Source organism: Flavobacterium sp. LC2016-12 (assembly GCF_015351595.1).
Taxonomy (GTDB): domain Bacteria; phylum Bacteroidota; class Bacteroidia; order Flavobacteriales; family Flavobacteriaceae; genus Flavobacterium.
Genome location: NZ_JADKPT010000004.1, coordinates 178506 through 203560, shown reverse-complemented (window position 1 = coordinate 203560; position 25055 = coordinate 178506). Strand labels below are relative to the sequence as shown.

General features: G+C 35.0%; 18 protein-coding genes and 1 other RNA gene. 12 read left to right on the top strand and 7 right to left on the bottom strand.

The window, feature by feature from the left end:
* Nucleotides 1-5: 5 nt before the first annotated feature.
* The 8 genes from IRZ99_RS08980 to IRZ99_RS08945 all read left to right on the top strand — a co-directional run bounded on the left by IRZ99_RS08980 (nucleotide 6) and on the right by IRZ99_RS08945 (nucleotide 11163).
* Entirely contained in the window at nucleotides 6-1073 is a 1068-nt protein-coding gene (locus tag IRZ99_RS08980) for a type II asparaginase (RefSeq protein ID WP_194656954.1), read from the top strand.
* Nucleotides 1074-1091: 18 nt separating this feature from the next.
* The gene (locus IRZ99_RS08975; RefSeq protein WP_194656953.1) at nucleotides 1092-2402 is read left to right on the top strand and encodes an OprO/OprP family phosphate-selective porin; all 1311 of its coding nucleotides are present in this window, start codon (nucleotides 1092-1094) and stop codon (nucleotides 2400-2402) included.
* A gap of 350 nt (nucleotides 2403-2752) precedes the next feature.
* Nucleotides 2753-5074, top strand: a complete 2322-nt coding sequence (locus IRZ99_RS08970) for a TonB-dependent receptor (RefSeq protein ID WP_194656952.1) — start codon at nucleotides 2753-2755, stop codon at nucleotides 5072-5074.
* Between the two features lie 186 nt (nucleotides 5075-5260).
* Nucleotides 5261-7246, top strand: a complete 1986-nt coding sequence (locus IRZ99_RS08965; protein ID WP_194656951.1) for an ATP-binding protein — start codon at nucleotides 5261-5263, stop codon at nucleotides 7244-7246.
* Nucleotides 7247-7321: 75 nt separating this feature from the next.
* Nucleotides 7322-7687 carry a response regulator transcription factor gene (locus IRZ99_RS08960; RefSeq protein ID WP_194614705.1) on the top strand — a complete coding sequence of 122 codons (366 nt, stop codon included), beginning with the start codon at nucleotides 7322-7324 and terminating at the stop codon, nucleotides 7685-7687.
* Nucleotides 7687-8901, top strand: coding sequence for a YaiO family outer membrane beta-barrel protein (locus IRZ99_RS08955; RefSeq protein WP_194656950.1), 1215 nt, complete (start codon nucleotides 7687-7689; stop codon nucleotides 8899-8901). The genes IRZ99_RS08960 and IRZ99_RS08955 overlap by 1 nt, the downstream gene beginning before the upstream one ends.
* Nucleotide 8902: 1 nt before the next feature.
* Complete coding sequence (locus IRZ99_RS08950; protein WP_194656949.1) at nucleotides 8903-9721, top strand: hypothetical protein; 819 nt, start codon at nucleotides 8903-8905, stop codon at nucleotides 9719-9721.
* An 11-nt stretch (nucleotides 9722-9732) separates the two neighbouring features.
* Nucleotides 9733-11163: a glycosyltransferase gene (locus IRZ99_RS08945; RefSeq protein WP_228519059.1), complete on the top strand. Its 1431-nt coding sequence runs from the start codon at nucleotides 9733-9735 to the stop codon at nucleotides 11161-11163.
* Nucleotides 11164-11202: 39 nt separating this feature from the next.
* Here the strand turns inward: IRZ99_RS08945 and ssrA are convergent.
* Both ssrA and IRZ99_RS08935 read right to left on the bottom strand, forming a co-directional pair.
* Nucleotides 11203-11598, bottom strand: a transfer-messenger RNA (tmRNA) gene (gene ssrA / locus IRZ99_RS08940).
* 66 nt (nucleotides 11599-11664) lie between these two features.
* Nucleotides 11665-12867, bottom strand: coding sequence for a serine hydrolase (locus IRZ99_RS08935; protein WP_194657093.1), 1203 nt, complete (start codon nucleotides 12865-12867; stop codon nucleotides 11665-11667).
* Between the two features lie 240 nt (nucleotides 12868-13107).
* On the opposite strand from IRZ99_RS08935, the gene IRZ99_RS08930 reads away from it, so the two are divergent.
* Complete coding sequence (locus tag IRZ99_RS08930) at nucleotides 13108-14310, top strand: NAD(P)-dependent oxidoreductase (protein ID WP_194656948.1); 1203 nt, start codon at nucleotides 13108-13110, stop codon at nucleotides 14308-14310.
* A gap of 165 nt (nucleotides 14311-14475) precedes the next feature.
* On the opposite strand, the gene fumC is transcribed toward IRZ99_RS08930, so the two are convergent.
* Complete coding sequence (fumC, locus tag IRZ99_RS08925) at nucleotides 14476-15861, bottom strand: class II fumarate hydratase (RefSeq protein ID WP_194656947.1); 1386 nt, start codon at nucleotides 15859-15861, stop codon at nucleotides 14476-14478.
* A gap of 389 nt (nucleotides 15862-16250) precedes the next feature.
* Between fumC and IRZ99_RS08920 the strand changes: the two genes are divergently transcribed.
* The gene (locus IRZ99_RS08920; RefSeq protein WP_026984685.1) at nucleotides 16251-16424 is read left to right on the top strand and encodes a hypothetical protein; all 174 of its coding nucleotides are present in this window, start codon (nucleotides 16251-16253) and stop codon (nucleotides 16422-16424) included.
* A gap of 153 nt (nucleotides 16425-16577) precedes the next feature.
* On the opposite strand, the gene IRZ99_RS08915 is transcribed toward IRZ99_RS08920, so the two are convergent.
* On the bottom strand, nucleotides 16578-19040 hold the full coding sequence (locus IRZ99_RS08915) for an outer membrane beta-barrel family protein (RefSeq protein ID WP_194656946.1): 2463 nt from the start codon (nucleotides 19038-19040) through the stop codon (nucleotides 16578-16580).
* 88 nt (nucleotides 19041-19128) lie between these two features.
* Complete coding sequence (locus IRZ99_RS08910) at nucleotides 19129-19479, bottom strand: ArsC/Spx/MgsR family protein (RefSeq protein WP_194656945.1); 351 nt, start codon at nucleotides 19477-19479, stop codon at nucleotides 19129-19131.
* Nucleotides 19480-19591: 112 nt separating this feature from the next.
* On the opposite strand from IRZ99_RS08910, the gene IRZ99_RS08905 reads away from it, so the two are divergent.
* Both IRZ99_RS08905 and IRZ99_RS08900 read left to right on the top strand, forming a co-directional pair.
* Entirely contained in the window at nucleotides 19592-20524 is a 933-nt protein-coding gene (locus tag IRZ99_RS08905) for a CPBP family intramembrane glutamic endopeptidase (RefSeq protein ID WP_194656944.1), read from the top strand.
* Between the two features lie 6 nt (nucleotides 20525-20530).
* A complete protein-coding gene (locus IRZ99_RS08900) occupies nucleotides 20531-21574 on the top strand; it encodes an AMP-binding protein (protein WP_194656943.1) in 1044 nt (347 codons plus the stop codon).
* An 85-nt stretch (nucleotides 21575-21659) separates the two neighbouring features.
* Here IRZ99_RS08900 and IRZ99_RS08895 read toward each other — a convergent pair whose 3' ends face one another.
* Entirely contained in the window at nucleotides 21660-22874 is a 1215-nt protein-coding gene (locus tag IRZ99_RS08895) for an RsmB/NOP family class I SAM-dependent RNA methyltransferase (protein WP_194656942.1), read from the bottom strand.
* Nucleotides 22875-23021: 147 nt separating this feature from the next.
* Nucleotides 23022-24995 (bottom strand): KUP/HAK/KT family potassium transporter, encoded by a 1974-nt coding sequence (locus IRZ99_RS08890; RefSeq protein WP_194656941.1) that lies wholly within the window; start codon nucleotides 24993-24995, stop codon nucleotides 23022-23024.
* Nucleotides 24996-25055 lie beyond the last annotated feature (60 nt).

The following is a 25055-nucleotide window of genomic DNA, read 5'->3' as shown; positions in this document are numbered from 1 at the left end:
ATATCATGAAAGTATATACAACCTCTTATAAAAAACTATTTCTTATTATCCTACTATCAGTAAGTACGGGTATAATGGCTCAAACGAAGCCTAAAGTTCTAATTCTGGCAACAGGCGGTACCATTGCAGGTTCTGCGGCAAGTGGCGTACAATCGGGTTATACTTCCGGACAAGTTACTATAGATGCGATGGTAAATGCAGTACCGGACGCTATGAAACTGGCCGATATTAAAGGAGAGCAAATTTCAAATGTAGGATCTCAGGATATGTCATTTGAAATCATGCTGAAAGTAGCCAACAGAATCAATGAATTAGCCGGAAGTAAAGATGTTGACGGTTTTGTGATCACACATGGAACTGATACTATGGAGGAAACAGCCTATTTTCTAAATCTGGTGGTAAAAACAGAAAAACCTGTTGTACTTGTAGGATCGATGCGACCATCGACTGCAATTAGTGCTGACGGGCCTTTAAATTTGTATAATGCTATTGCTGTGGCTGCAGATCCTAAAGCAAAAGCCCACGGTGTGCTTTTGGTAATGAATGACTGGATACATTCGGCACAATCTTTAACTAAAGTGAGTACAACAGCGGTTCAGACTTTTATGTCTCCAATACGCGGACTTATTGGAACTACTTCTTACGGAGTAAATGATTTTTACCATTATCCTGATCAAAAATTCGGAAAAAGCTCTGAATTCGAAGTGAAAGGAGTAACGACTTTTCCTCGTGTTGATATTATTTATGCTGATGCCGATATGAAACCGGATTTGATCGATGCTTCAATTGAAAAAGGCGCAAAAGGAATTGTAATTGCCGGTGTTGGAAACGGAAACATGAATAAAGCTTCTCTTGACGCTTGTGCAAGAGCAAGTAAAAAAGGAATTATTGTAGTACGAAGCACACGTGTTGCAACGGGTATTGTAGGGCGTAATGTGGAATGTAATGATGATGAATTGGGTCTTATAGCTTCTTATGGATTAAATCCGCAAAAATCAAGAATCCTGTTGACCGTAGCCTTACTTAAACCAAGAAAATTGGATGAATTGCAAAAAATATTCCTGGAATATTAATCTATAAATAACGGTATTTTGAAAGCAAAACGAATCATAGCTAATTGTTCCGTTCTGTCGCAATTGCGGGTTGGTTTGGTTGTCTTAATAATGCTGCTTTTACCTTGTCGTTCACTAGGTCAGGAGCTGCCAAAAACAGTACCTGACGGAACTGAAGGTGATGTGTTACAGGCTGCAGACACTACAAAGGCTGAAAAACTGCCCTGGAATATGTTTGACACCAGTTTTACAACGATCAAATTGGGTGCTGGTTTTTTATATGAATATGCAGGATACACTCAGGATGCAACCGGGAAGCGACAAATGGATTCTATTGGCGAAGAGCTTAAATACGATTTTGATGTTCGTGACTTTAGGGTTTTAATCGGTGGCCAGCTGAAAACAAAAAGAACCATAACCTGGAAAGCCGGTTTCATGTATGACGGAGATGCGAAAGAATGGTATGTTCGCGAGTCAGGAGTAATGATCGCAACTCCGGAAATCTGGGGAAGCGTTTTCATCGGTCGAACTAAAGAAGGTTATTCGCTTAGCAAAGTTATGAACGGTTACTCGGGAGAATCTTTGGAACGTCATATGGCAATTGATGCAATACCGATTTTGGGTGATGGTATAAAATGGCTGGGCTACCTTCCTAAACAAAGAATCGTCTGGAATATGGGGATTTTTGCAGACTGGCTATCGCACAATCAGGGTTTCAGTACGTATAGCTGGCAATTTATAACAAGAGCGGCATGGCTTCCAATTCATTCTGAAGAAAAACAAACTACGCTTCATATTGGAGGTAATTTCAGAATAGGACAGCCGGAAGACAATAAGATCAGACTTAAATCAAGACCCGAATCCAACACAGCTCCCATTTTTATAGATACAGGTAGTTTTTCATCCAATCAGGGAACTTTTGTCGGTTGGGAAATCTACTATAATAAGGGACCATGGTTGTTTGGAACTGAATATGGCTGGCAAATGTTTAATTCAAAAGAAAAAAACGATCCGGTTTTTCATGGTGGAGAAGTAATGATGAGTTACATTTTTACAGGAGCAAGCAGACCGTACACAACGACAAGTGGAATTTATACTTTCATACCGGTTAAAAAATCTGTTTTTCAGGGAGGATTAGGAGAAATCGAGGCTGCATTAAGATATTCGACCAATGAATTAAATGGTGGATTAATCGAGGGCGGACGATTCTGGAGAATAACACCTACGTTTAACTGGTATCTTTCTGCAAACTTAAGATTTGAATTTGCTTATGGCTATGGAATATTAGACCGGTACAGTCTGAAAGGGGCAACCCAGTTTTTTCAGTCCAGAATTCAGATTTTACTGTAATAAAATAAATATTTAAAAAAAAATAAAGGTTGGCTTAAATTGTTTCATTTAAAATTGTTTTTTAGTTGAATATAGCGAAGTGGGTTTTGTTATATTGATGAATAATAAGGCCCATTGCGCTATATGAATTAAAGAAGTTAGAAAGAATTTAAAATACAAAGGTCCTGTAGAACGCTAGTTTTGCAGGCCTTTTTCGTTTGTATAAGTAATGTAGTGGGAGGTAAGTATTTAATTACTTTAGTTAAATACCATTACACAAAATAAATACTTGTTAAACAATTATTAATTTTTACATTTGCGCTGTTTTTATTAATTCTAAATAAAAATAAACTAATCAAATTTGAAAATCAATGAAATATCTTAGTTTAAAAACAGTTCTCTTTTTATGTATTATCACTCTTTTATTTTCAGTCCATTCCTTTTCACAGAATCATGGAAAAGTAAAAGGACAAATCACAACTTCAGATGGGGCTCCGGCAGCAGACGTAAACATTACGCTTAAGAACTCAAAATATAATACATCAACAAATGATGACGGAAGTTTTGAATTGAACAGAGTAAAAGCCAATACCTATACGTTGCAAATATCCCTTACAGGTTATGAAACTTCGGAACAGGAAATAAATGTTGCAGATAATGAAATGACTACAATTAGTTTGCAATTGAAAGTATCGAACAAAGAATTACAGGAAGTTGTTATTAATAGCAGAAAAAGCATTTTATCAAAAAAGACAACTTATGTAGCCAGAATGCCTTTAAAAAATCTTGAAAATCCACAGGTTTACAGTCTGGTTCATAAAGAACTTTTGCAAGAACAAATTGCAGTCGAGATTGGGAGTGCTCTTAGAAATTCACCCGGAGTAGTACCGCTTAATTATCCATCGGGTGGTTTTGCAGCTATTTTTAGAGGATTTACAGTCGGGGTAAATTCAAGAAACGGAATGGAGACATTATCAGGCCGTTCTTCCGTTGGGATTGCGAATGTAGAACGAATCGAAATTTTGAAAGGCCCTTCGGGAACTTTGTTTGGATCTTCGGCATCTTCATTTGGAGGAGTAGTTAATTTGGTAACCAAAAAACCTTTTGAAACTGCAGTAACCGAAATCGCCTACACAGGAGGAAGTTTTGGATTAAATCGTCTGACAGCAGATATTAATACGCCGCTTACAAAAGATAAAAATGTATTATTCCGACTAAATGTTGCGGTGAACAGAGAAAAAAGCTTTCTGGATTATGGTTTCAATAATACCCTCGAATTTACGCCAAGCATTACCTATAAAGCATCAGAGAAACTTACCTTTAATATCGATGCGGAGTTGTTTAATACGAATAACACAAAACCTTTATACCCTAATGCAACTGCCACATCTGGTATAACAAATCCCGGCGATGTAAAACTGGATTATAAAAAAGCATTAGTTCACGACGATGCAGATGCTAAATCATCGTCAGCAAAAGCTTTTGTGCAGGGAGAATATCAAATCAATGATAACTGGAAATCGACTACCTTATTTTCTTATGTAAGTGAGAACGTGGACTACAGTTATCAGGCTTTGCCAACCTGGACTTCACCAACAACAGTGACAATGCGCGCTACCGTTTTTGGACCTATATCAAGTAATTATACCAACATACAAGAAAATATCAATGGTGCATTTGCAACCGGATTTCTAAAACACAAATTACTAACGGGTGTAAATTACAGATATTATTCTGATACATTTTCAACTGTTACGACTCCTGTAGCTCCTTTTAGAACCATTGATGTGACAACGAACTTTGTTCCCGTGAGAAAAAAAGAGATTGATGATGTATTGGGAAATCCAACGATAAGAGCAGGCAGGGAAGAATTTACCTTTAGTGCCTATGTTTCTGATGTTATCAGTATCGCTGACCGATTTTCTGCCATGCTGAGTTTACGTGTAGATAATTTTGATCGTAAAGAAAGCGGTACTACGCCGGCTTATAATCAAACTTCTTTGTCTCCTAAATTAGGATTGGTGTATCAGATCGTTAAAGATCAGGTTTCTGTGTTTGGTAATTATTTAAACGGGTTTCAGAACCTTGCTCCTGTAAACCAACCTGATGGCGGACAGTTGATTTTAGATCCGCTTTATGCAAATCAGTTTGAGGCTGGTATAAAAGCGGAAGTTTTCAATAAGAAATTAAGTACTACAATTAGTTATTACAACATTACCAATGACAATGCTGTAATGCGATATGCCGATTTAACCTACGAACAAGGAGGAAAACAGGTAAGTAAAGGTTTTGATTTTGAGTTAATTGCCAATCCTATTCCGGGATTAGACATTATTGCCGGATATGCATACAACGATAATAAGATCGTAAAATCCACAACTTTTGAAGGAAATAAAGCGGCAGATGCACCTGAAAATGTAGTGAACTTTTGGGCTTCTTATAAATTCCAAAACAAGATAAAAGGCTTAGGCTTAGGTTTTGGAGCAAATTATGTAGATGAAACCTATATGTCTACTGCCAATACTTTCTATATTCCATCTTATACTATTTTAAATGCGACTGTTTTTTATGAGCGACCAAATTGGAGAATCGGAATCAAATTAAATAATCTAACTAACGAGAAATATTGGAGTACCTGGGGAGCTCCACAGGCTCCAACCAATTTCCTGGCTAATCTTACTTTTAAATTTTAGCCTGCTATTTATCTTATAAAAACACCTTTTTTATTAAAGGTGTTTTTGTTTTTTAAAGCGCTCATTTTTATGAATATTGACCCAGACAGAAAAGCATTTGTAATGTTAAAAACGCTTTCTCTTTCTTTTTTTTGATAAAGTTTTATCTTAAATTATTTATATTTATACATTTTACTTTTTAAGAGAATGAATACAGAAATTCCAATACCACACAACGAATTAGCGCGTTTGGCAGCCTTAAAGCGCTATAATATTCTGGACAGTTTACCGGAGCATGCTTTTGATGATGCAACCAAACTTGTTTCGTATATCTGTGGCGTGCCAATAGCCCATATTTCTTTTATTGATGAAAGCCGTCAATGGTTTAAATCTGAAATTGGAATTGGAGTATCAGAGGTGCCAAGAGAAATTAGCTTTTGCCGATACACCATTATGGAGTCAAATATGGTTGAAATACGGGATACGCATCTAAATGAAAGACTTAAAGACGACCCTAATGTTACCGGTGGTTTTAAGGTAAGGTTTTATGCAGGGGTTCCGCTAACAACACCCGACGGTCATAATATTGGGACTCTTTGTGCCATAGATCATGTTACTAAAGAACTTAATGAAAATCAGCGTAACGCACTTTCTATAGTGGCAAAACACGTGATAAATCAATTGGAATTAAGAACAAAAAACATTGAACTCGACGCCCAGAAAAAAATAGCGGAACGTGCCGTATTGGCAAAAGATAGTTTTTTGGCCAATATGAGCCACGAAATCAGAACTCCTTTAAATGCCATAATTGGTTTTACAGACCTTTTAGCCCAGACCAAATTGGATACGGTTCAACAGGATTACATTGGCAGTGTTCAGGTAGCAGGGGAAAATTTGCTTTTGATCGTAAACGATATTTTAGATCTTTCTAAAATAGAATCTGGTAATTTGGTTATTGAAGCGCAGCCCTTCAATTTAAAAAAGACACTTAAACATATTTATAAGCTGCTAAAAGTAAAGGTTCCAAAAGATATTGAATTCAATCTTTTCTTGGATGCCGATATGCCCGACAATGTAATTGGTGATCAGGGAAGACTAAATCAGATTTTGGTTAACCTTACAGGAAATGCCCTAAAATTTACCGAAGAAGGAGAAGTAACAGTTTCTGTAAAATTAGTTGATGAAACAGAGGGTCATTATGCACTCCGATTTTCAGTTAAAGATACCGGTATTGGTATACCTGAGGATAAACTGGCGACTATTTTTGAACGTTTTAAACAAGCAGAAGAAAGTACAACTAGAAGATTTGGCGGTACCGGTCTTGGTCTCAATATTGTCAAACAGCTGGTTGAATTGCACGCAAGTGAAATTCAGGTGAAAAGCAAACCGAATAGAGGCTCGGAGTTTTTCTTTGTGTTTCAGTATAAAAAAGTAAACCATGACGAAATAGCTGCAGAAGCAGTTTCAGAAGATAAACTGGGTAAACTTAAAATACTGCTTTGCGAGGACAATCTTTTAAACCAGAAATTGGTAAGGAGTGTTATTCAAAATTTTGGTTTTGAATTGGATATTGCCGAAAATGGGGAAGAAGGAATAGCATTGTTATCCAAAAACAAATACGATCTGGTGCTGATGGATCTTCAGATGCCTGTTAAAGATGGTTATCAAACGACAGAATACATCAGGAATGAAATGAAATTAAACATTCCGATTATTGCTATGACGGCGCACTCGCTGGTAGGTGAGCAGGAGCGTTGTTTTGATGTCGGCATGGATGCTTACGTACCAAAACCATTTAAGCAACCGGTACTTTTAAAGGCTATTAAAACCGTAATGAACAAAGATCTTAATGCAGTAAAGAAGAGAAAAATAGACTTTTCTTATTTAGACGAGATGGCCTGTGGTGATCCGGCGTTTAAAAAAGAAATGATAAATCTTTTTATAGAAAAAATCCCTGCCGAATTTGAGCAATTAGAAGAAGCATTCAATAGTGAAAGTCATGATAAAGTAAAGAAACTATCGCACAACATGAAGTCTAGTGTAGACATGTTTATGCTTACGGATCTTAGTCATTCTTTATCTATTATTGAGGAAGAAGCTTCACTGGGACATTTCACTTCTGAAGCTGGAAATCAAATGAACCTATTAAAATGTGGCGTTAATGAAGTAGTTAAAATTCTGAATGAGCTATGAAAAGTGAGTAATATACTCTAGCTTTACGTTAGATCCAAAAGTTATAAAGTCAAATTTGCCTCAAATTAATAACCTATGAGAATCATTTTATCTGAAGATAATGATATGCTGCGTAAATCATTATCCTTTTTCCTGGAGTCTAAGGGATTTACCGTTGACCAGTTTTCTGATGGAAAAGAAGCATTAGATGCAATCGAAACAAATAATTACGACTTAATCCTTACGGATATCAACATGCCCGGCATAAGCGGAATGGAAATTACGCAATATGTGAGAGAAACCATAGGCTCTGATGTTCCGATCATTATATTTACTTCGTCAGGTGTTGAGCAAACCGAACTCGATTCATTTGATCTTGGGGCAAACGAGTTCATTGCGAAACCTGTGAGTCCTGCTGTGCTTTTAGTGAGAATTAATAAACTTCTAAAAACACGTGCTTAATGAAGTTTCTATATTATACAATTTTCCTGCTGCTTATTTCTCCTGTCGTATTGGCACAGGAAAACACTATTGATGATGTACTGAGGCACGCAAAGCGTGAAGTAGAGAAAGGTAACTACGATGCTGCCTTAGCACTCACTGAACCTTTAAGCGTAAAATTTCCTGAGAATGAAGAAATAAAAATTTACAACGGACGTATTTACAGCTGGAAAAAAGACTACAATAGTTCTATTAAAATTTTAGCGCCTATGGCAGACAGGACCAATCCAAGTCCCGATGCTTTATTGGCGATTATAAATACTTATTTTTGGTCAGAACAGTTCGATAAATGTATTGATTATTGCGATCGATACTTAGCAATAGAGCCAAATTCGCTTGATGTTTTGAGGATAAAAGTAAATTGTCTCGAAAAATTAAATCGCAACGAAGAAGCTTTAGCCATTATCGAAAAAGTATCGATTACAGATAATAGTACTCAGGCCTTTAGAGGAGTGAGAACACTGATTGGCCAAAAGGCAAAAAATGCAATAGCAGCTTCTTATTTAAATATATCTACATCGAATCCCGGACAATCTCCATTGCATTATGGTTATGTCGAGTACTCTCATAAGTTTACCAAGTCAGCACTTGTAGGACGTGCTAATGTGGGTCATGTAAATGGCGATACGCAAATGCTGTTTGAAGCAGACTATTATCAAACCTTTGCTAAAAAGAACTATTTGTATGTAAATGGTGGTATTTCAACAGGAGAGACTGTATTTCCTGTAGCAAAAGCGGGTGTTGAATATTATTTCGTTCCACATAAAAAATTTGATTATGCCCTGGGTATTCGATACATGCATTTTGAAACAGAAGATGTAACCTTACTAACAGGACAATTGGCCTACCACATTGGTGTCAATACAATTGCGTACAGACCTTATTACGATACGACAAACGAATTATTTTCTCATGTCTTGAGTTTTCAGAACACAAATGACGAAAAAGAAAGGATTATTAGATTAGAATTGCAATACGGTAATGTCCCTTATCTTTATCTTTATAATAGTCTGACACAACCTTTAAAGTCCTACAGAGCTGGTATACAATACCAACATCGTCTTGGTAATTCTTTTTTTGTGAGACCTGTTTTTCTTTATGAGTACGAAGAATACCTACCTGACGAATTCAGAAATAGATTTAATGTTCAGGTTATCCTAACAAAACGCTTCTGATATGAAACTGTGGGAACTTTATAAAAGCGGAACCTGGGTGGAGCCTTTTTTAACGCTGTCAATTTGCTTGTTTATCCTAACATCTATTATTCTTTATTTAATAATTATTAGTAGCCGAAGCAGAAATATTAGAAGAAACAAACGGCTTACCGAGTACAATAAAATAATTGAAAATTTGATGTTTTCGGTAGTTTTTCAGGATGTACCTTTTTCAGAAGTGAAGACGGATGTGAATTTTAGTAAACTCTTTCGTAATTCCTTTTTCAGGGAAGTTATGATCGATTCGATTATGAATCTTCATAAAAATTATGAAGGAAATTATGCCGTAAAGCTAGAGCAGTTTTACAAAGATTCAGGGTTGATAAATGATTCCTTCAAAAAACTCAGGAGCCTGAGGTGGGAAGTAAAATGTAAAGGAATTACAGAATTATCAGAAATAAATTGTGCTGACGCTTTTGACAGGATCATAAAAGCATCTCAAGGCGGAAATAAAATTTTAAAAATCACAGCCGTAAATGCCGCTATCAAGCTTGGAGGGACAAAAAGCCTACCGTATCTCATAGAACATCCAAACCCAATTGATGACTGGACACAGATCAATATCATAAATGCTTTCAAAAAGCACGATATTGGTGACACTAAAGGAGTTGAGTTATTGCTTGAATCTCAAAATACAACCGTAATTGCACTTGGGCTTAAGCTTATAAAAGAGCTTAAACTGACACAAAAAATTCCTTACGTAACAAAGCTGGTTGCCAATGCTCCCAATACATTAATAAAGTACGAAGCACAAAATGTACTTCAGTTATTAACTGTTTAATAGAATAAAAAATGACTTTTTTTACTACTGAATTAGCACTGTTTTTTGAGGAATATCTAATCCTTATAATTGGTTATGCGGTATTAATTATGTCTTCTTATCTTGTACTAGCTCACTTGTCTACCAGAGAACTTAGAGATTATCTTAAAAAAAATAGTTTTGTTGATTATGATGTGCTTCTTACAAGTGAATTTGCGCCCAGTCTCTCTCTAATAGCTCCTGCATACAACGAAGGTTTTACAATTGAAGAAAATGTAAAATCGCTGCTTTCTCTTAATTACAATAATTACCAGGTGATTGTAGTCAATGATGGGAGTAAGGATAATTCTATGGAAATCCTGATTAAAAAGTACGATCTTCTGTTGACGGAACTTGATATTCATCCAAAAATAGAAACAAAAAAAGTTAGAGGAATTTATGCTTCCAGAAATGCTGCTTTTAAAAAACTGATAGTTGTAGATAAAGAAAATGGAGGTAAAGCCGACGCACTTAATGTCGGACTTAATATTGCCCAGAATCAATATGTGGTTTGTATTGATGTTGATTGTATTCTGGACAAAGATGCGTTGCTCAAGCTAGCAAAACCTTTTCTGGAATCTTACGGAAAACGTATTATCGCTACTGGTGGCGTAGTCAGGATAGCAAACCAGTGTGTTATTAAAAACGGTCGTTTGGTTGAGGTAAATATTCCGGATAAGATGCTCCCAAGAATACAGGTTTTAGAATATTTGAGAGCGTTTCTTTTAGGCAGAATGGCATGGAGCAGACTGGATGGCCTATTGCTTATAAGTGGTGCATTTGGTGCCTTTGATAAGGAAATTGCTTTACTGGCTGGCGGTTATAACACAAAAACAGTTGGTGAAGATATGGAACTGGTCGTGAGAATGCGCCGTTATATGCTGGAAAATAAAATACCGTATGGTGTTAGTTACATACCGGACCCGCTCTGCTGGACAGAAGCACCTGAAGATTTTAAAATATTTAAGAAACAGCGCAGCCGCTGGATGAGAGGAACAATTGAAACACTTAGTCTGCACAAAAAAATGTTTCTGAATCCTAAGTACAAATTGTTGGGTATGATTAGTGTACCTTACTGGACCTTGTTTGAATTCCTGGCTCCTGGAATAGAATTTATTGGTCTTGTCATAACACTTGTATTTATTATAATGGGTTTACTCAACTGGCATTTTTTCATATTGCTGGTTCTTTTTGTTTACTTTTTTGCTGTTATGTTTTCGGTTATAGCGCTTTATAGTGAAGAGTATTCTTATCACAAATACCCAAAACAAACTGATTTTTTTAAACTTTTAATAGCAGCTTTCATAGAACCTATTTATTTTCATCCGCTAACAGTTTACGCCGCTTTGATTGGTTACAAAGAAAAAATTATGGGAACCAAAGGCTGGGGGGAAATGACCAGAAAAGGTTTTACTAAGAAATAAAAAAAACCGTAACGACTTTTTTAGTCAATTACGGTTTTTTTGTGGAGTCGCCGGGAATCGAACCCGGGTCCAAACAAGCAACTAAAGAGCTTTCTACACGTTTATTTCCTGATTGGATTTTCGATGTTAAGCTAGGTCAGGAACAACCACTCAACACTTATCTTCTTAATTTCGATCTCCACCCGAAGCTCATGGAAATCTAGGTTTATTTTTACGGTTCCCCTAAACTGACCGCCACAAACCAAGGCTTTCAAGGAGAATCCAGCTTCCCTATCTTATAGGGACGTGGCTAATCTTACTATAATTCGGATTATGCAGCTAAAGCGTAGTTATTTTCGCCGTGTAAAATTGTAAGATCTTATATTTACGAGCAAGGTCTCAATGCTCGACGTGCTTACTTTCCAATTCGACTTGCTGTCAAAACCAGTCGACCCCAAAAATGAGTTTGCAAATTTATACTATTTGCGCTTAGATAAATAATAAATTTCACTTAAAATTATATTATTCTTCGTCTTTGAAATTAAAAGGATAATCTCCAAAAATTGGTGCCAGTTTACGAACCGCATAAGTGTTTCTGGTCATTTTATTAGACAAGGCAATAATCGTAACATTTTCCTTCTTTAAAGTAATGTAAGATGAGGTGTTACCATGCCACCAGCCATTATGAAAATAGAAATTTTGTCCGGTCTCCCAATTGATCATTCGGATACCTAAACCATAATTTTTTGTTCCTTTTCGCTCGTTGCTGTAACCTGTATAGACTTCTTTTAATAAAGCAGGCTTCAAAAAGTCAGGCGAATTTCTTGCTCTGTCAAATTTTAAAAGATCGCGTACAGTCGAAAATACGTTTTTATCGCCGTAAACATTATCCAGATAATCAAAACCAATCTCGGCACCATTACCTTTATAAGATGGAACAATTGTTTTTCTGTCTTTGTCATCGTCAAAAACATAAGTGTGTGTCATTCCTAAAGGTTTGAAAATGATTTCAGACATGGCTTGCTTATAAGTTAAGCCTGTGATTTTTTCGATTATAAGGGCCAGCATGGCATAATTGGTATTGCAATAGCCAAAACGTGTTCCGGTTTTGGATTCCAGTCCAATATCTTTTGTGGCCAATATATCTAAGATATCCTTATTGGTAAGCTGATTATGTCTGTCCCAAACCGATTTGTCGTGATCAGTGAAATAGGCATAATTACGCATACCGCTGCGATGCGTTAAAAGCATTCGCACCGTACAATCTTCGTACGGGAAAGTTTTTAAGATTGTATTTACTTTCTGGTCTAATTGTAGTTTACCTGCATTGACTAATTTCAATACCGCTGTTGCAGTTAATACTTTACTGACAGAAGCAATTTGTACCGGTGTTTCTGCCGTTATTTTTGTGCCTTCATTTTTGTTGGCATATCCATTATATTTTTCAAAAATAATCTGACCATTGCGGGCAACAAGAAAGCTTCCGTTCATGCTGTTGTTTGGCCAGTTTTTATTGTAAAAATGATTTATTCTCCCTTTTACTGAATTGATATAGGCTTGTGAAATTCTTTTTTCAGGACCTAACGGCTTCATTCTTGGCATTGTATCTTCAACTGTTGAAGCGGTATCAACACTTGTTTTTTTATCTTTTCCGCATGAACTTAAAACTAAGATTAGGAAAAGTATTTGTGGTATATTTGTTTTTTTTAGGAGACTCATTTTCATCATTCTTTAAAAACAAATATATAGAATTCAATATTTATGTTTTCGGTTTTTGACTCTTTCAGAAATCTGATTTTAACATTGTTTTAACTTCTTTTTTTGTTAGTCGATTGTACATCAGCTATTAGCGTTATAAAAATGTTTAAAAAGAGAAAATAACAACAAAATTTTAACTAATTTTGTTATATTTGAAACAAATTGAATCTAAAAAGTTATATAAATATCTATCTTAATCTCGTATAAATGAAATTTGGAATTATAAAAGAAAGAAAATCCCCACCAGATAGACGTGTTGTATTTTCACCAAGTGAATTGGCTAAATTAAAACAGCTTTATCATGACGCTACTGTTGAAGTAGAAAGTTCTGATATTCGAATTTTTACTGATGTGCAGTATAAAAGTATGGGCTTAACAGTGACAGATAACGTCGCTGATTGCGATGTTTTATTTGGGGTAAAAGAAGTTCCTGTTGAGAATTTGATTCCAAATAAGGCTTATTTCTTTTTTTCGCATACCATAAAAAAGCAACCTTATAATAGAAAATTGTTGAAAGCAATTTTGGAAAAAAACATCGATTTATACGATCACGAAACTATTGTGGATGCTGAAAATCGTCGTTTGATTGGTTTTGGGAAATACGCCGGAATGGTTGGTGTTTACAACGGAATTCGTGCTTTCGGAATAAAATTTGAATTGTTTAAATTGCCAAAAGCAGAAACCCTTGCCGGAAAAGAAGCTTTAATCGCGCAATTAAAACGTATTACTTTACCGCCTTTAAAATTTGTACTTACAGGAACTGGAAAGGTAGGAAGTGGAGCAAAAGAGATTTTGGATGCTATTAAAGTAAAAGAAGTTACTGTCGATAATTATTTGACTAAAAATTATACGCAGTCAGTTTATGTGCAATTGGATGTTTTAGAATACAATAAACGAATAGATGGACAGGTTTTAGATTTCAATGATTTTACCTCACATCCAGAAGCATATGTTTCTGATTTTGAAAAATTCACGAAAGTATCTGATATATATTACGCAGGTCATTTTTATGACAATGCTGCACCAATGATTTTAACTCAGGAAATGTTGAATGCAAGTGATTGCAAACTAAGAGTTGTTGCTGATATTTCATGTGATGTTAACGGACCAATTGCCTGTACGTTGCGTTCTTCTACTATTGAGGAGCCTATTTACGGTTATTTCCCGTTAGAAAATAAAGAAGTTGATGTTTTTCACCCGGCAGCAATTGTTGTAATGGCGGTTGATAATTTGCCATGCGAAATTCCAAAAGATGCAAGTGAAGGTTTTGGAGAACAATTTATGGAACATGTTATTCCGGCATTTTTTAACGGAGATAAAGATGGAATTTTACAAAGAGCTAAAATTACTGATAAAGGAAAGCTAACTCCAAGATTTGCATATTTGCAAGATTATGTAGACGGGAAATAGTTTAAAGTTTCAGGGGGCTTTACTTTGAACATAAATTTAACCGCAAAGTTCGCAAGGTTTTTGCGCAAGGTTCGCAAAGAAAATAACTTTGTGTACTTAGCGTAAAAACCTTGCGAACTTTGCGGTTAGATCACACAAGCCGAAACCTGAAACCTGAAACTTTTTCTAAACCATCTCTTCCGGCTTCACCCAGGCATCAAAATCTTCTGGGGTTACATAACCCAAACGTACAGCTTCCTCTTTAAGAGTTGTTCCGTTTTTGTGAGCGGTTTGTGCTATTTCTGCGGCTTTATAGTAGCCGATTTTTGTGTTTAAAGCGGTGACTAACATTAAAGAATTGTCTACTAATTCTTTGATGCGTTTGTAGTTTGGTTCGATTCCCTGAGCACAATGCTCGTCGAATGAAATACAGGCATCTCCCAATAATCTTGCTGACTGAAGGAAATTTGCCGCCATAACCGGCTTGAAAACATTTAATTCATAATGGCCCTGCATTCCGCCAATAGCAATTGCCATATCATTTCCTATAACCTGGGCACAAACCATTGTCAAGGCTTCGCATTGCGTTGGGTTTACTTTTCCCGGCATAATGGAAGAACCCGGTTCGTTTTCAGGAATATGAATTTCACCAATCCCGGATCGTGGTCCTGAGGCTAACATTCTAACATCATTGGCGATTTTATTTAAGGAAACAGCCAATTGTTTTAGAGCGCCATGCGTTTCTACAATAGCATCATGTGCTGCTAATGCTTCAAATTTATTTTCTGCCGTTACAAAAGGATGATTGGTGAATTTTGCAATATATTCGGCAACTTTTACATCGTAGCCTTTTGGCGTATTGAGTCCCGTTCCAACAGCAGTTCCGCCTAAAGCAATTTCTGATAAATGAGCTAAAGTATTTTTCAAGGCTTTTAAACCAAAAGATAGTTGAGCGGCATATCCTGAAATTTCCTGACCTAAAGTTAATGGCGTTGCATCCATAAGATGTGTACGGCCAATTTTTACCACATCCTTAAATTCGGCTGCTTTTGCTGCTAAAGTTGCATGTAATTTCTCAACTCCCGGAATAGTCGTTTCTACAACCATTTTATAAGCTGCAATGTGCATTCCGGTTGGGAAAGTATCGTTTGAGGATTGCGATTTGTTCACATCATCATTTGCTTTTATAAATTGTTCGTCTTCGCCAATTTCAAAACCTTTAAGAACCTGAGCGCGGTTAGCAATAACTTCATTTACGTTCATATTGCTTTGTGTACCTGAACCGGTTTGCCAGATTACAAGCGGAAATTGATCGTCTAATTTTCCTTCTAAAATTTCGTCACAGACTGCTGCAATAGCATCTCTTTTTTCAAGAGGTAAAACTCCAAGATCGTAATTTGCATAAGCTGCCGCTTTTTTTAGATACGCAAAACCTTCAATGATTTCTGGTGGCATGGAGCCCGATGGTCCAATTTTGAAATTGTTGCGGGAACGTTCTGTTTGAGCGCCCCAATATTTATCTGCAGGGACTTGTACTTCGCCCATGGTATCTTTTTCTATTCTGTATTTCATTTGTATATAGTTTGTTGTAAAATGCTGCTGGTAAATTGAACGCGGATAACACGGATTTACTTCGTAAAAACGCGGATTAAAAACGGATTTTTTTCTTTAATGTTTAAATTTTTTTTTGAAAATGAATGCCTAGCCCCGATAGTAGTGAAAATCCTTTTATATTTTTTCTTTAAAAATATAAAAGATTGTAACGAATAGCGGGAAATAGCTCCTGAAAATACTCATATTCTTCTGATTTAGATAGTTAAATAAAAATGATAAAAAACCCTTATTTAAAATGAGTTTAAATATACGGATAATTGTGTTTTTATAAAAATTGATTTGGATTTTATTGCTAAGGAAAAATATAAAACTTACATTTGTCCTTACATTCAAAAATTCCGGAAAACATGTTTGAATTTTCACAGTACTTAGGCTTTTTACTTTTCTTGACCATACTAACTATAGGGTTTTGGTTGATGTTTTTCTTAGTTGGTTTCGTATCTTATTGGGTTACGGGAGCAAGCTGGGAAATGTTCAAAGAGAAAAGAGCAAAAAAGAGACAAGAAGAGCAATCAATTTAATTTTAAATTGACTTCATAAAGAAAGGACCCGTTTTAAACGAGTCCTTTTTTTTATGCTAAAAAAATAAAAAATTCCAATAAAAAAATCCAAATTCCGATCAGTAATTTGATTCATTGGAATTTGGAATTTTTAATATTGGAATTTAAATGATATTATCCTTGAAATTCTCCACCGCCGTCACCTTCGTTTCTCGGCTGTGCATTCTTTTCTCTTTCGTTTTTAGGTTTGTTGAAACGATATGTAAACGATAAGTTGAATTGACGTTTACGGAATTGCATTTCACCATAAGAGGTTTGGCTTTCATTAGTTGTATCGTTTTCAAGATAAGTGTATGATCTCATGATTCTTGAGTTGAAAATATCGCTTATGTTGAAAGCAATAGTTCCTTTGTCTTTCATTACATCCTTGCTAAAAGCGGTATTCATACCAAACTGACCTAAGTTTTTACCTTGAGCTGTTTTTTGTTCACCGTTATAAGTGCCGTTTAATTGCCAGTCTATTTTGTATGGTAGCGTTATTTTTGAACTAATTCTGGCAAACCAAGTATTCGCTTGGTTATCAAGATCCTGTACAACTTCCTTTCCATTGTTGTCTATATAAGTATTTGATCCGGTAGTTTTTACGTTGTAAAGATTGAAGTTGCTGTTCAATCTCCACCATTTGTAAGGATTGTAATTGAATGTAAATTCAAAACCAAATTTTTGCTCTTTCCCTAAGTTGATCGGTCTGCTTAGGATAACCGGAATACCGTTAACTTCTTCGCCATTTGGAGTTCTCACAAAGCTAAAAACATCTTTTGTGTCTTCAAAATAAGCAGAAGTTGTAAACGTTACTTTGTCCCAACGTTTGATATATCCAATATCATATTTATCTGTTAAAGAGGGGTCTAGGTCTGGATTTCCCTGAAAGATATTAACGTTACTAGAATAGTTTACCGCAGGGTTCATAAAACGCCCTCTTGGTCGCGTTAAACGTTTACTGTAACTGGCTGTAAAGTTGCTTTGGTCTGAGATTTCATAACTGATAAAAGCACTTGGAAACAAGTTGTTGTATTTTTTAGTGTTGAAATCGTTAGTATCTAACAAGTTAACCTCAATGTTAGTGTCTTCCCAACGCAAACCGAATAAATAAGAGAATTTGTTTACTTTAAAACCGTATGAAGTATAAAGTGCATTGATGTTTTCTTTGTATTCTAAAGTGTTTGATAAATTTGGATCATTTTCACCCTGATCGTCAGTAACGAAATATCTATTATTTAAATCCCCGAAGCTTCCTTTATATCCAGCTTCAAATTGACTTCCTTTTCCTAGTGGTAAAACGTAGTCAGCTTGTACCTGGATTTGTTTCTGAACCTGATCGTTTAAAGTCGTATTGTAATTTGGTGACGCTGTAATAATACTATTACTATCGTCGGTATTTCTTGAAATCGATAAATCGGCAGTAAGTTTATGTCCTTTATCGTTGAAATTTTTAATCAAGTTAGAAGTATATTCAACATTTTCGCTTCCTGTATCACCATTATTTAAACGGAACGAAGATCCGGTAAAAGCATGAGCCGCATCATAATTATTATAATTGATTAGATCTGTTGTATTTCCTGAATTTTTTTGATAGTTAATAGCATTTGTCCAAAAAGTATTTGGTGCCACTGTCCATTCGATACCGGCTCGTCCGTTAAACCCGTCGTTTGTTCTTTTCGTATCACGATCTTCATCTAAAAAGCCTTTTGGTGTACCATCAGCATTAAAGTATGATGTATTAGTTTCACCACCACCTTCGTTAGTTCTATAATTGTAACCTGCTGTTGTGAAATAGTTTAATTTTTCTGTTTTATAGTTTAAATTAGCGCTTAAACCATAAGTTTCAGGAAGTCCGGTAGAGGCAATAAAAGTTCCGTTGAAGCCTTGATTTTTACCTTTTTTAAGGATGATATTAATTAATCCTGAACCACCTTCAGCATCATAACGCGCTGATGGATTTGTAATTACTTCCACTTTATCAATCGCATCTGCAGGAAGCTGACGTAAAGCTTCGGCAATATTTATCGCGTTTGACGGTCTTCCGTCGATTAAAATACGGATATTATCACTTCCTCTTAAACTTACATTTCCTTCTGTATCAACAGAAACTGATGGTACATTGTCTAAAACGTCACTCACAGTTCCTCCTTTTACCATCATGTCCTGACCAACGTTGTAAACTTTTTTATCTAGCTTTATTTCAACCGTCGATTTTTCTGCACGAACAACAACTTCATTCAATTGTGCTGCATCTTCTGATAAATTTACAACTCCCAAATTAGTATCGTCTGAAATGTTTTTTCCTTTGATTTCGGTTGATTTAAACGAAATAAATTCAACTTTTATGTCATAAGTTCCAGGAGCAACAGCTACTTCAAATTCACCTTTTGGGTTGGTGATTCCGCCTGCAATAACTTTGGTTTCGTTTGGAGCCATAATCGAAATTGTAGCATATTCAAGTGGTTGTTTACTAACTTTTTCGAATACTTTTCCGGTAACTTTTACCTTGTTTTTACCTGTTGGAGGCTGCTGTGCGTAATTGTAAAAACTTGTAAAAAAAAGAACAAGTAATACAGCAAATTTGATTTTTTTCATTGTTATTTTTGGTTTCATTTACTCTTAGACCGCAAAAGTAGCCTTTGGTTTAATGAATGAAATCACAAAAAAATGTTAATGTGATACTTTATATTGAATCTAAAAAAGAAGCAAGAAGATTTAGATCTCTTCCAATAATTGCTTTTCCATCTTTTATCACAATCGGACGTTCAATTAAAATTGGATTGTCTACCATTGATTGAATGATTTCGTCATTACTCAATGTTTTTCCTTTGTAATTTTCAATCCAGATTTTTTCTTTAGTTCTGACTAATTGAAGTGGTTCAAGATCTAATTTTAGAAGTAAAACTTTTAAATCATCAAATGTTGGGGTTTCAGTTAAATAGGGAATAATTTCATATTCCTCCTTTGCCTGATCCATAAAAGCAAGACAAGTTCGTGATTTTCCACAACGTGGATTATGATAAATTTGTATCATTTTGTTATATTTAGGATGTTGTAAGAATAGTTAATGCAAAAAAAAGTATTTTAGCAACACCAAAAGTAAGATTTACTTATTAAATTGAATCCTCATTTTTAAATTTTAAAATATGTTTTTAGAACAGGGAATTAAACCACAAAATAAATTTTGGCTATATCTAATCGGGTCAGTTTTGATTATTATTGCATCGTTTATAGGGCAAATTCCTTTTTCGGCAGCACTTTTGTATTCCAGTTTTGTAAACAAAAAAGCTTTTCCTACAGACAACGCTGGGGCTATGAGTGTTTTTGATCCCAATCTTACTTTGTTTTTGGTCATGATTTCTTTTGCTTTCGCTTTCATCGGAATTTATTTTGTTGTTAAATATTTGCATAACCAAACGCTTTTGTCCGTAACGACATCACGTCAAAGGGTAGATTGGAGCCGTATTTTATTTTCATTTGTGTTGTGGGCTTTATTTTCCGCTCTTAGTTTTTGGGCAATCTACATGAGATCTCCAGAGAATTTTGTCTGGAATTTTAAATTGATTCCTTTCCTCATTTTAATAGTAGTGGGTACCATATTTATTCCGATACAAACGAGTACTGAAGAATATGTTTTTAGAGGATATTTAATGCAGGGATTTGCTAATCTGGCTCAAAATAAATGGTTTCCGCTTCTAATGACTTCACTGATTTTTGGATCAATGCATGTTTTTAATCCTGAAGTTGCAAAAATGGGTTATGTTATTATGATTTATTATATTGGAACCGGATTGTTTTTGGGAATCATCACGTTAATGGATGAAGGAATGGAATTGGCTTTAGGATTTCATGCTGCTAATAATTTGGTTGGAGCTATATTAGTTACTTCAGATTGGTCAGTGTTTCAGACTTATTCTATCTTTAAAGATATGTCAGAGCCTTCAGCTGGACTGGATGTGATTCTGCCTATTTTTGTGGTTTACCCAATTTTGCTGTTTATTTTTGCTAAAAAGTATAAATGGAGCAATTGGAAAGAAAAATTAACCGGGAAAATTAGTATATTAGAGACATCAAACTAAATACTTATGTTAGAATTAACACATAAAAACGTCCACAACCATTTTAGGATAAATGGATACCATTTAAATGCAACTGATTTGTGCCGGGTGGCTTATGATTATATAAAAGAAGGTGATGCAAATGAACAGGCGATAGGCGAATTTTTACTGGATTGGTTCGATCATAAAGACTATATCGAAATGAGAACTTCGGGGACAACCGGACTTCCTAAGACAGTAAAGTTAGAGAAACAAGCTATGATTCAATCGGCATTGGCTACTGGAGATTTCTTTGAATTAGAGCCTCGTAATAAAGCTTTGCTGTGTCTACCGGTAAAATTTGTTGCCGGTAAAATGATGCTGGTTCGAAGCTTGATTTTAGGTCTCGATTTAGATGTTGTAACACCAAGTACAGAACCGTTAGCGCTAAATGAAACCAAATATGATTTTGTTGCAATGGTACCTTTACAGGTTCAAAATTCGATTGAAGAATTGGTAAATGTAAAAAAGTTAATCATTGGAGGAGCAAAATTGGATTCGGCACTTGAAGCTAAATTATTGCCTTTGAAAACAGAAATTTACGAAACCTATGGTATGACAGAAACCATTACCCATATTGCTGCTAAAAAATTAGGGGAAAATGTGTTTACTGTTTTGCCAAATGTAAAAATAGCACAAGATGCTCGTGGTTGTCTGGTGATTACGGTTCCGTCAATTTCAGATGAGCCGATTGTTACCAACGACTTAGTTGAAATAATAAGAGAAAATCAATTTATCTTTTTAGGAAGAATTGATAATGTGATTAATAGTGGAGGAGTGAAGCTGATTCCTGAACAAATAGAAGCAAAGTTAATTGAAAAATTAAATTCCAGATTTTTTGTAACCGGAATACCGGATGCTGCTTTGGGAGAAAAATTAATTTTGGTGATTGAAGGTGAAAAACAAGATTTTGCCTCTGATTTTTTTGATGTTTTAGATAAGTACGAAAAACCAAAAGAAATAGTTTTTGTTCCGAAATTCAAGGAAAACGAAAATGGAAAGTTATTAAGAAAGCCAAGTTTGCAATCATAAAAAGATAATTTATTATAAAAAAGAAAAATCCCAAATTCCAATTTAATATCTGGAATTTGGGATTTTTTTATTTTGGAATTTAAATCTAAGCTTTACGTTCTAACAACGCCATGTAAAACCCATCAAAACCAGACTCAGAAGCCAAAATTTTACGATCTTTTATGAATGTAAATTGTTTTCCGATTTCAGTTTTTAAGAATTTCTCTACTTGCTCCTGATTCTCTGATGGTAATACAGAACAAGTTGCGTAAACTAATTTTCCACCCGGTTTTACAATTTTAGAATAACTTTCTAAAACTTCACTCTGAACTTTACGAATGTTATCAATAAATTCAGGTTGTAATTTCCATTTTGCATCAGGGTTTCTTTTCAAAACGCCTAAACCGCTGCATGGTGCGTCAATTAAAACTCTGTCTGCTTTTTCGTGTAATTTTTTGATCACTTTTGTAGTGTCAATTATACGATATTCAATATTGAAGGCGCCGTTTCTTTTGGCTCTTAATTTCAATTGTTTCAATTTGCTTTCGTACAAATCCATTGCAATCAATTGTCCTTTATTTTCCATTAAGGAAGCAATATGCAATGTTTTTCCTCCGGCTCCGGCACAAGTGTCAACAACACGCATTCCTGGCTTTACATCAAGGAAACCAGCAACCAATTGTGAGTTAGCATCCTGAACTTCAAAAAGTCCCTGTTTAAAAGCATCTGTTAAAAATACATTTGCTCTTTCTTTTAAAACCAAAGCTTCCGGCTGATCTTTTAAATATTCTGTTTCAATATTTAAATCCATCAGGGTGTTACGTAAGTTTTCTTTAGTTCCTTTAAGAGTATTGGTTCTTAAAATAACTTTTGCAGGTTGATTCTGAGCTGTAATTTCTTTAGACCAAACTGCTTCGCCAAGTTCTTTTACACCCAATTCATCCATCCAGTCTGGAATAGATTCTTTAAGCGCTCTGGTTTTTGAAAGTTCGTCAAAACGACCTTTTATTTTTCTTTCAGGAGTTCCTTCCAATTGTCTCCAATCCGGAATTGGATATCCTCTTAAAACTGCCCAAACGGCAAACATTCTCCATAAATTGTCTCTGTCAAACGGTTCTTTAACTTCGGCAATTTCAGCGTATAATCTTTTCCAACGAACAATTTCGTATATCGTTTCAGCAACAAACTTCCTGTCAGAACTTCCCCAACGTTTGTCTTTTTTTAATGCTCTTGCTACCACTTTATCTGCATATTCTCCTTCATTGAAGATCGCGTTTAAAGAATCGATGGTAGTATAAACTAAATTTCTGTGTAATCTCATTTTAATTATTTGAGTTGCAAAGGTACTATTAATTGATTGAAAGTTAAATTTTTAATTTTGATTCTTATTTTTCGACTTTCAGTAAAAGAAAAAAAACACTCTGATAAAGTTTAAAAGAGTGTTTTTCTAAGTTATTTTATAAATGATTTATTTAATAATTCGGGTCAATCCGATGTTTTCCGGAGCATGAAGCACCATTGGGAATTTCTCGATTTTTACAGAACTACTATCTAAACCAAATGCTCTTTCTTCAGACAAACTCAGTTTCTTTATAAAGAAATAAGAGTTCATGATAATGTTTTCGTGCCATCTTAAATCATTGTCATTTGATAAAAACTTCTCAGACAATACAAATTTAAAGTCACCAATAATATTGTTTTTGTTCAAAGATTCGTAACGGCTTGTAATATCAACTTCTCCACGTTTTACCATGTCGCGAATTACTTCTCTGAACATTAAATTGATTTTGGTAGGTTCTCTAAATCCTAGATTAAAGTCAATTCTGTAAATATCGTCTTTCGCTATTTCAGTAACTTTATATTGTGTTTTATAAGGTTCCGTTAAAATGTTTACATGTACGAACCAGTATATATCAGCTCTTTTTGGACGTTTCTGCAAGATGGAGTATATTACTTTTTCCTCCAATTCATCAACACGATTCGCATTGGTCATATATACTAAATGTGTTGCATATTTAGGGATTGAAAGATCTTCGCTCAACTCCATTAAAACTTTCTTATAATCATCGATTTTGATGATTTTAGTGTAGCTTTTATTAATTTTCTTAGCCAAATACCAAATCGTCATGATTGAAATAAGCAGTATTGCAATGATTAAAGTCACATAACCACCTTCTGCAAATTTGGTAATATTAGCAAAAAGGAAACTGAATTCAATTAATAAATAAATCGTGATTAGCGGAACCATAAAGTATAGTTTCACACGCTTCATGATTAAGTAATAATTCAGCAAAATAGTTGTCATGATCATACATAAGATAATGGCAAGACCATAAGCGTGTTCCATATTTCCAGATTTTTGAAAGTGCAATACGATGCCCACACAACCAAAAAACAATAACCAGTTAATTGATGGAATATATAATTGTCCCTTAACTTCAGTAGGATATTTGATTTTTACTTTAGGCCAGAAATTCAAACGCATTGCTTCGTTTATCAAAGTAAATGAACCACTAATAAGAGCCTGCGAAGCAATTACAGCCGCTAAAGTAGCAACAACAATTCCGAATGGTAAGAACCAATGTGGCATGATAAGATAAAATGGATTTCCGTTTTCTCCGCCTAATTGCTGTAGCGTACTTCCTTCGTGATGAATTAAATAAGCTGCCTGACCAAAATAATTTAAAACTAAAGTTGTTTTTACAAAAATCCAGCTAATTCTGATGTTTTTTCTTCCACAGTGACCCATGTCAGAATAAAGTGCTTCAGCTCCGGTAGTACATAAAAATACAAAACCTAGAACGAAGAAACCATCTGGATGTATTGATAGTAAATGGTAAGCGTAGTAAGGATTTATAGCTTTTATGACTTCTGGATGATTCAATACTTGTATTGTACCCAATGTTCCTAACATTGCGAACCAAATTAACATCATAGGAGCAAAAAACTTACCAACTAGTTTAGTTCCAAATTGTTGGATAGTAAATAATATGAATAAAATTCCGATTACAATATAAACAATGGTTGAAGTTTCCATTGTTGGATAGAATGCCCTGATTCCTTCTACAGCAGAGGAAATCGAAATGGGTGGAGTAATAATTCCGTCGGCAAGCAATGCACTACCTCCAATAATGGCGGGCACAATGAGCCATTGAATTTTAGTTTTCTTGACCAGGGCATACAAAGCAAAAATACCACCTTCACCATGATTGTCAGCACTTAGTGTAATAAGAACATATTTTATAGTAGTTTGTAATGTCAGAGTCCAGAAGACACACGAAATTCCACCTAAAACAATATCAGCATTAATTGCATATTCACCAAGTATGGCCTTCATTACATACAATGGAGATGTACCAATATCTCCATAAATAATTCCTAATGTGATCAATAAACCTCCAATAGACAACTTACTGTGTAAGTTTTTATGCGCTGCGCTCATGTATATTTTTATAAAAGACGGTTGCAAATTTACTGTTTTAAAATAAATTAGCGTCAATTA

What these genes read in the sequence shown, in the direction of transcription:
- IRZ99_RS08910 (WP_194656945.1), bottom strand. Translation starts at nt 19,479, where the DNA reads ATGATACAAATTTATCATAATCCACGTTGTGGAAAATCACGAACTTGT.
- IRZ99_RS08920 (WP_026984685.1), top strand. Translation starts at nt 16,251, where the DNA reads ATGTTTGAATTTTCACAGTACTTAGGCTTTTTACTTTTCTTGACCATA.
- IRZ99_RS08935 (WP_194657093.1), bottom strand. Translation starts at nt 12,867, where the DNA reads ATGAAAATGAGTCTCCTAAAAAAAACAAATATACCACAAATACTTTTC.
- IRZ99_RS08900 (WP_194656943.1), top strand. Translation starts at nt 20,531, where the DNA reads ATGTTAGAATTAACACATAAAAACGTCCACAACCATTTTAGGATAAAT.
- IRZ99_RS08980 (WP_194656954.1), top strand. Translation starts at nt 6, where the DNA reads ATGAAAGTATATACAACCTCTTATAAAAAACTATTTCTTATTATCCTA.
- IRZ99_RS08965 (WP_194656951.1), top strand. Translation starts at nt 5,261, where the DNA reads ATGAATACAGAAATTCCAATACCACACAACGAATTAGCGCGTTTGGCA.
- IRZ99_RS08930 (WP_194656948.1), top strand. Translation starts at nt 13,108, where the DNA reads ATGAAATTTGGAATTATAAAAGAAAGAAAATCCCCACCAGATAGACGT.
- IRZ99_RS08960 (WP_194614705.1), top strand. Translation starts at nt 7,322, where the DNA reads ATGAGAATCATTTTATCTGAAGATAATGATATGCTGCGTAAATCATTA.
- IRZ99_RS08895 (WP_194656942.1), bottom strand. Translation starts at nt 22,874, where the DNA reads ATGAGATTACACAGAAATTTAGTTTATACTACCATCGATTCTTTAAAC.
- IRZ99_RS08905 (WP_194656944.1), top strand. Translation starts at nt 19,592, where the DNA reads ATGTTTTTAGAACAGGGAATTAAACCACAAAATAAATTTTGGCTATAT.
- fumC (WP_194656947.1), bottom strand. Translation starts at nt 15,861, where the DNA reads ATGAAATACAGAATAGAAAAAGATACCATGGGCGAAGTACAAGTCCCT.
- IRZ99_RS08915 (WP_194656946.1), bottom strand. Translation starts at nt 19,040, where the DNA reads ATGAAAAAAATCAAATTTGCTGTATTACTTGTTCTTTTTTTTACAAGT.
- IRZ99_RS08955 (WP_194656950.1), top strand. Translation starts at nt 7,687, where the DNA reads ATGAAGTTTCTATATTATACAATTTTCCTGCTGCTTATTTCTCCTGTC.
- IRZ99_RS08970 (WP_194656952.1), top strand. Translation starts at nt 2,753, where the DNA reads ATGAAATATCTTAGTTTAAAAACAGTTCTCTTTTTATGTATTATCACT.
- IRZ99_RS08890 (WP_194656941.1), bottom strand. Translation starts at nt 24,995, where the DNA reads ATGAGCGCAGCGCATAAAAACTTACACAGTAAGTTGTCTATTGGAGGT.
- IRZ99_RS08945 (WP_228519059.1), top strand. Translation starts at nt 9,733, where the DNA reads ATGACTTTTTTTACTACTGAATTAGCACTGTTTTTTGAGGAATATCTA.
- IRZ99_RS08950 (WP_194656949.1), top strand. Translation starts at nt 8,903, where the DNA reads ATGAAACTGTGGGAACTTTATAAAAGCGGAACCTGGGTGGAGCCTTTT.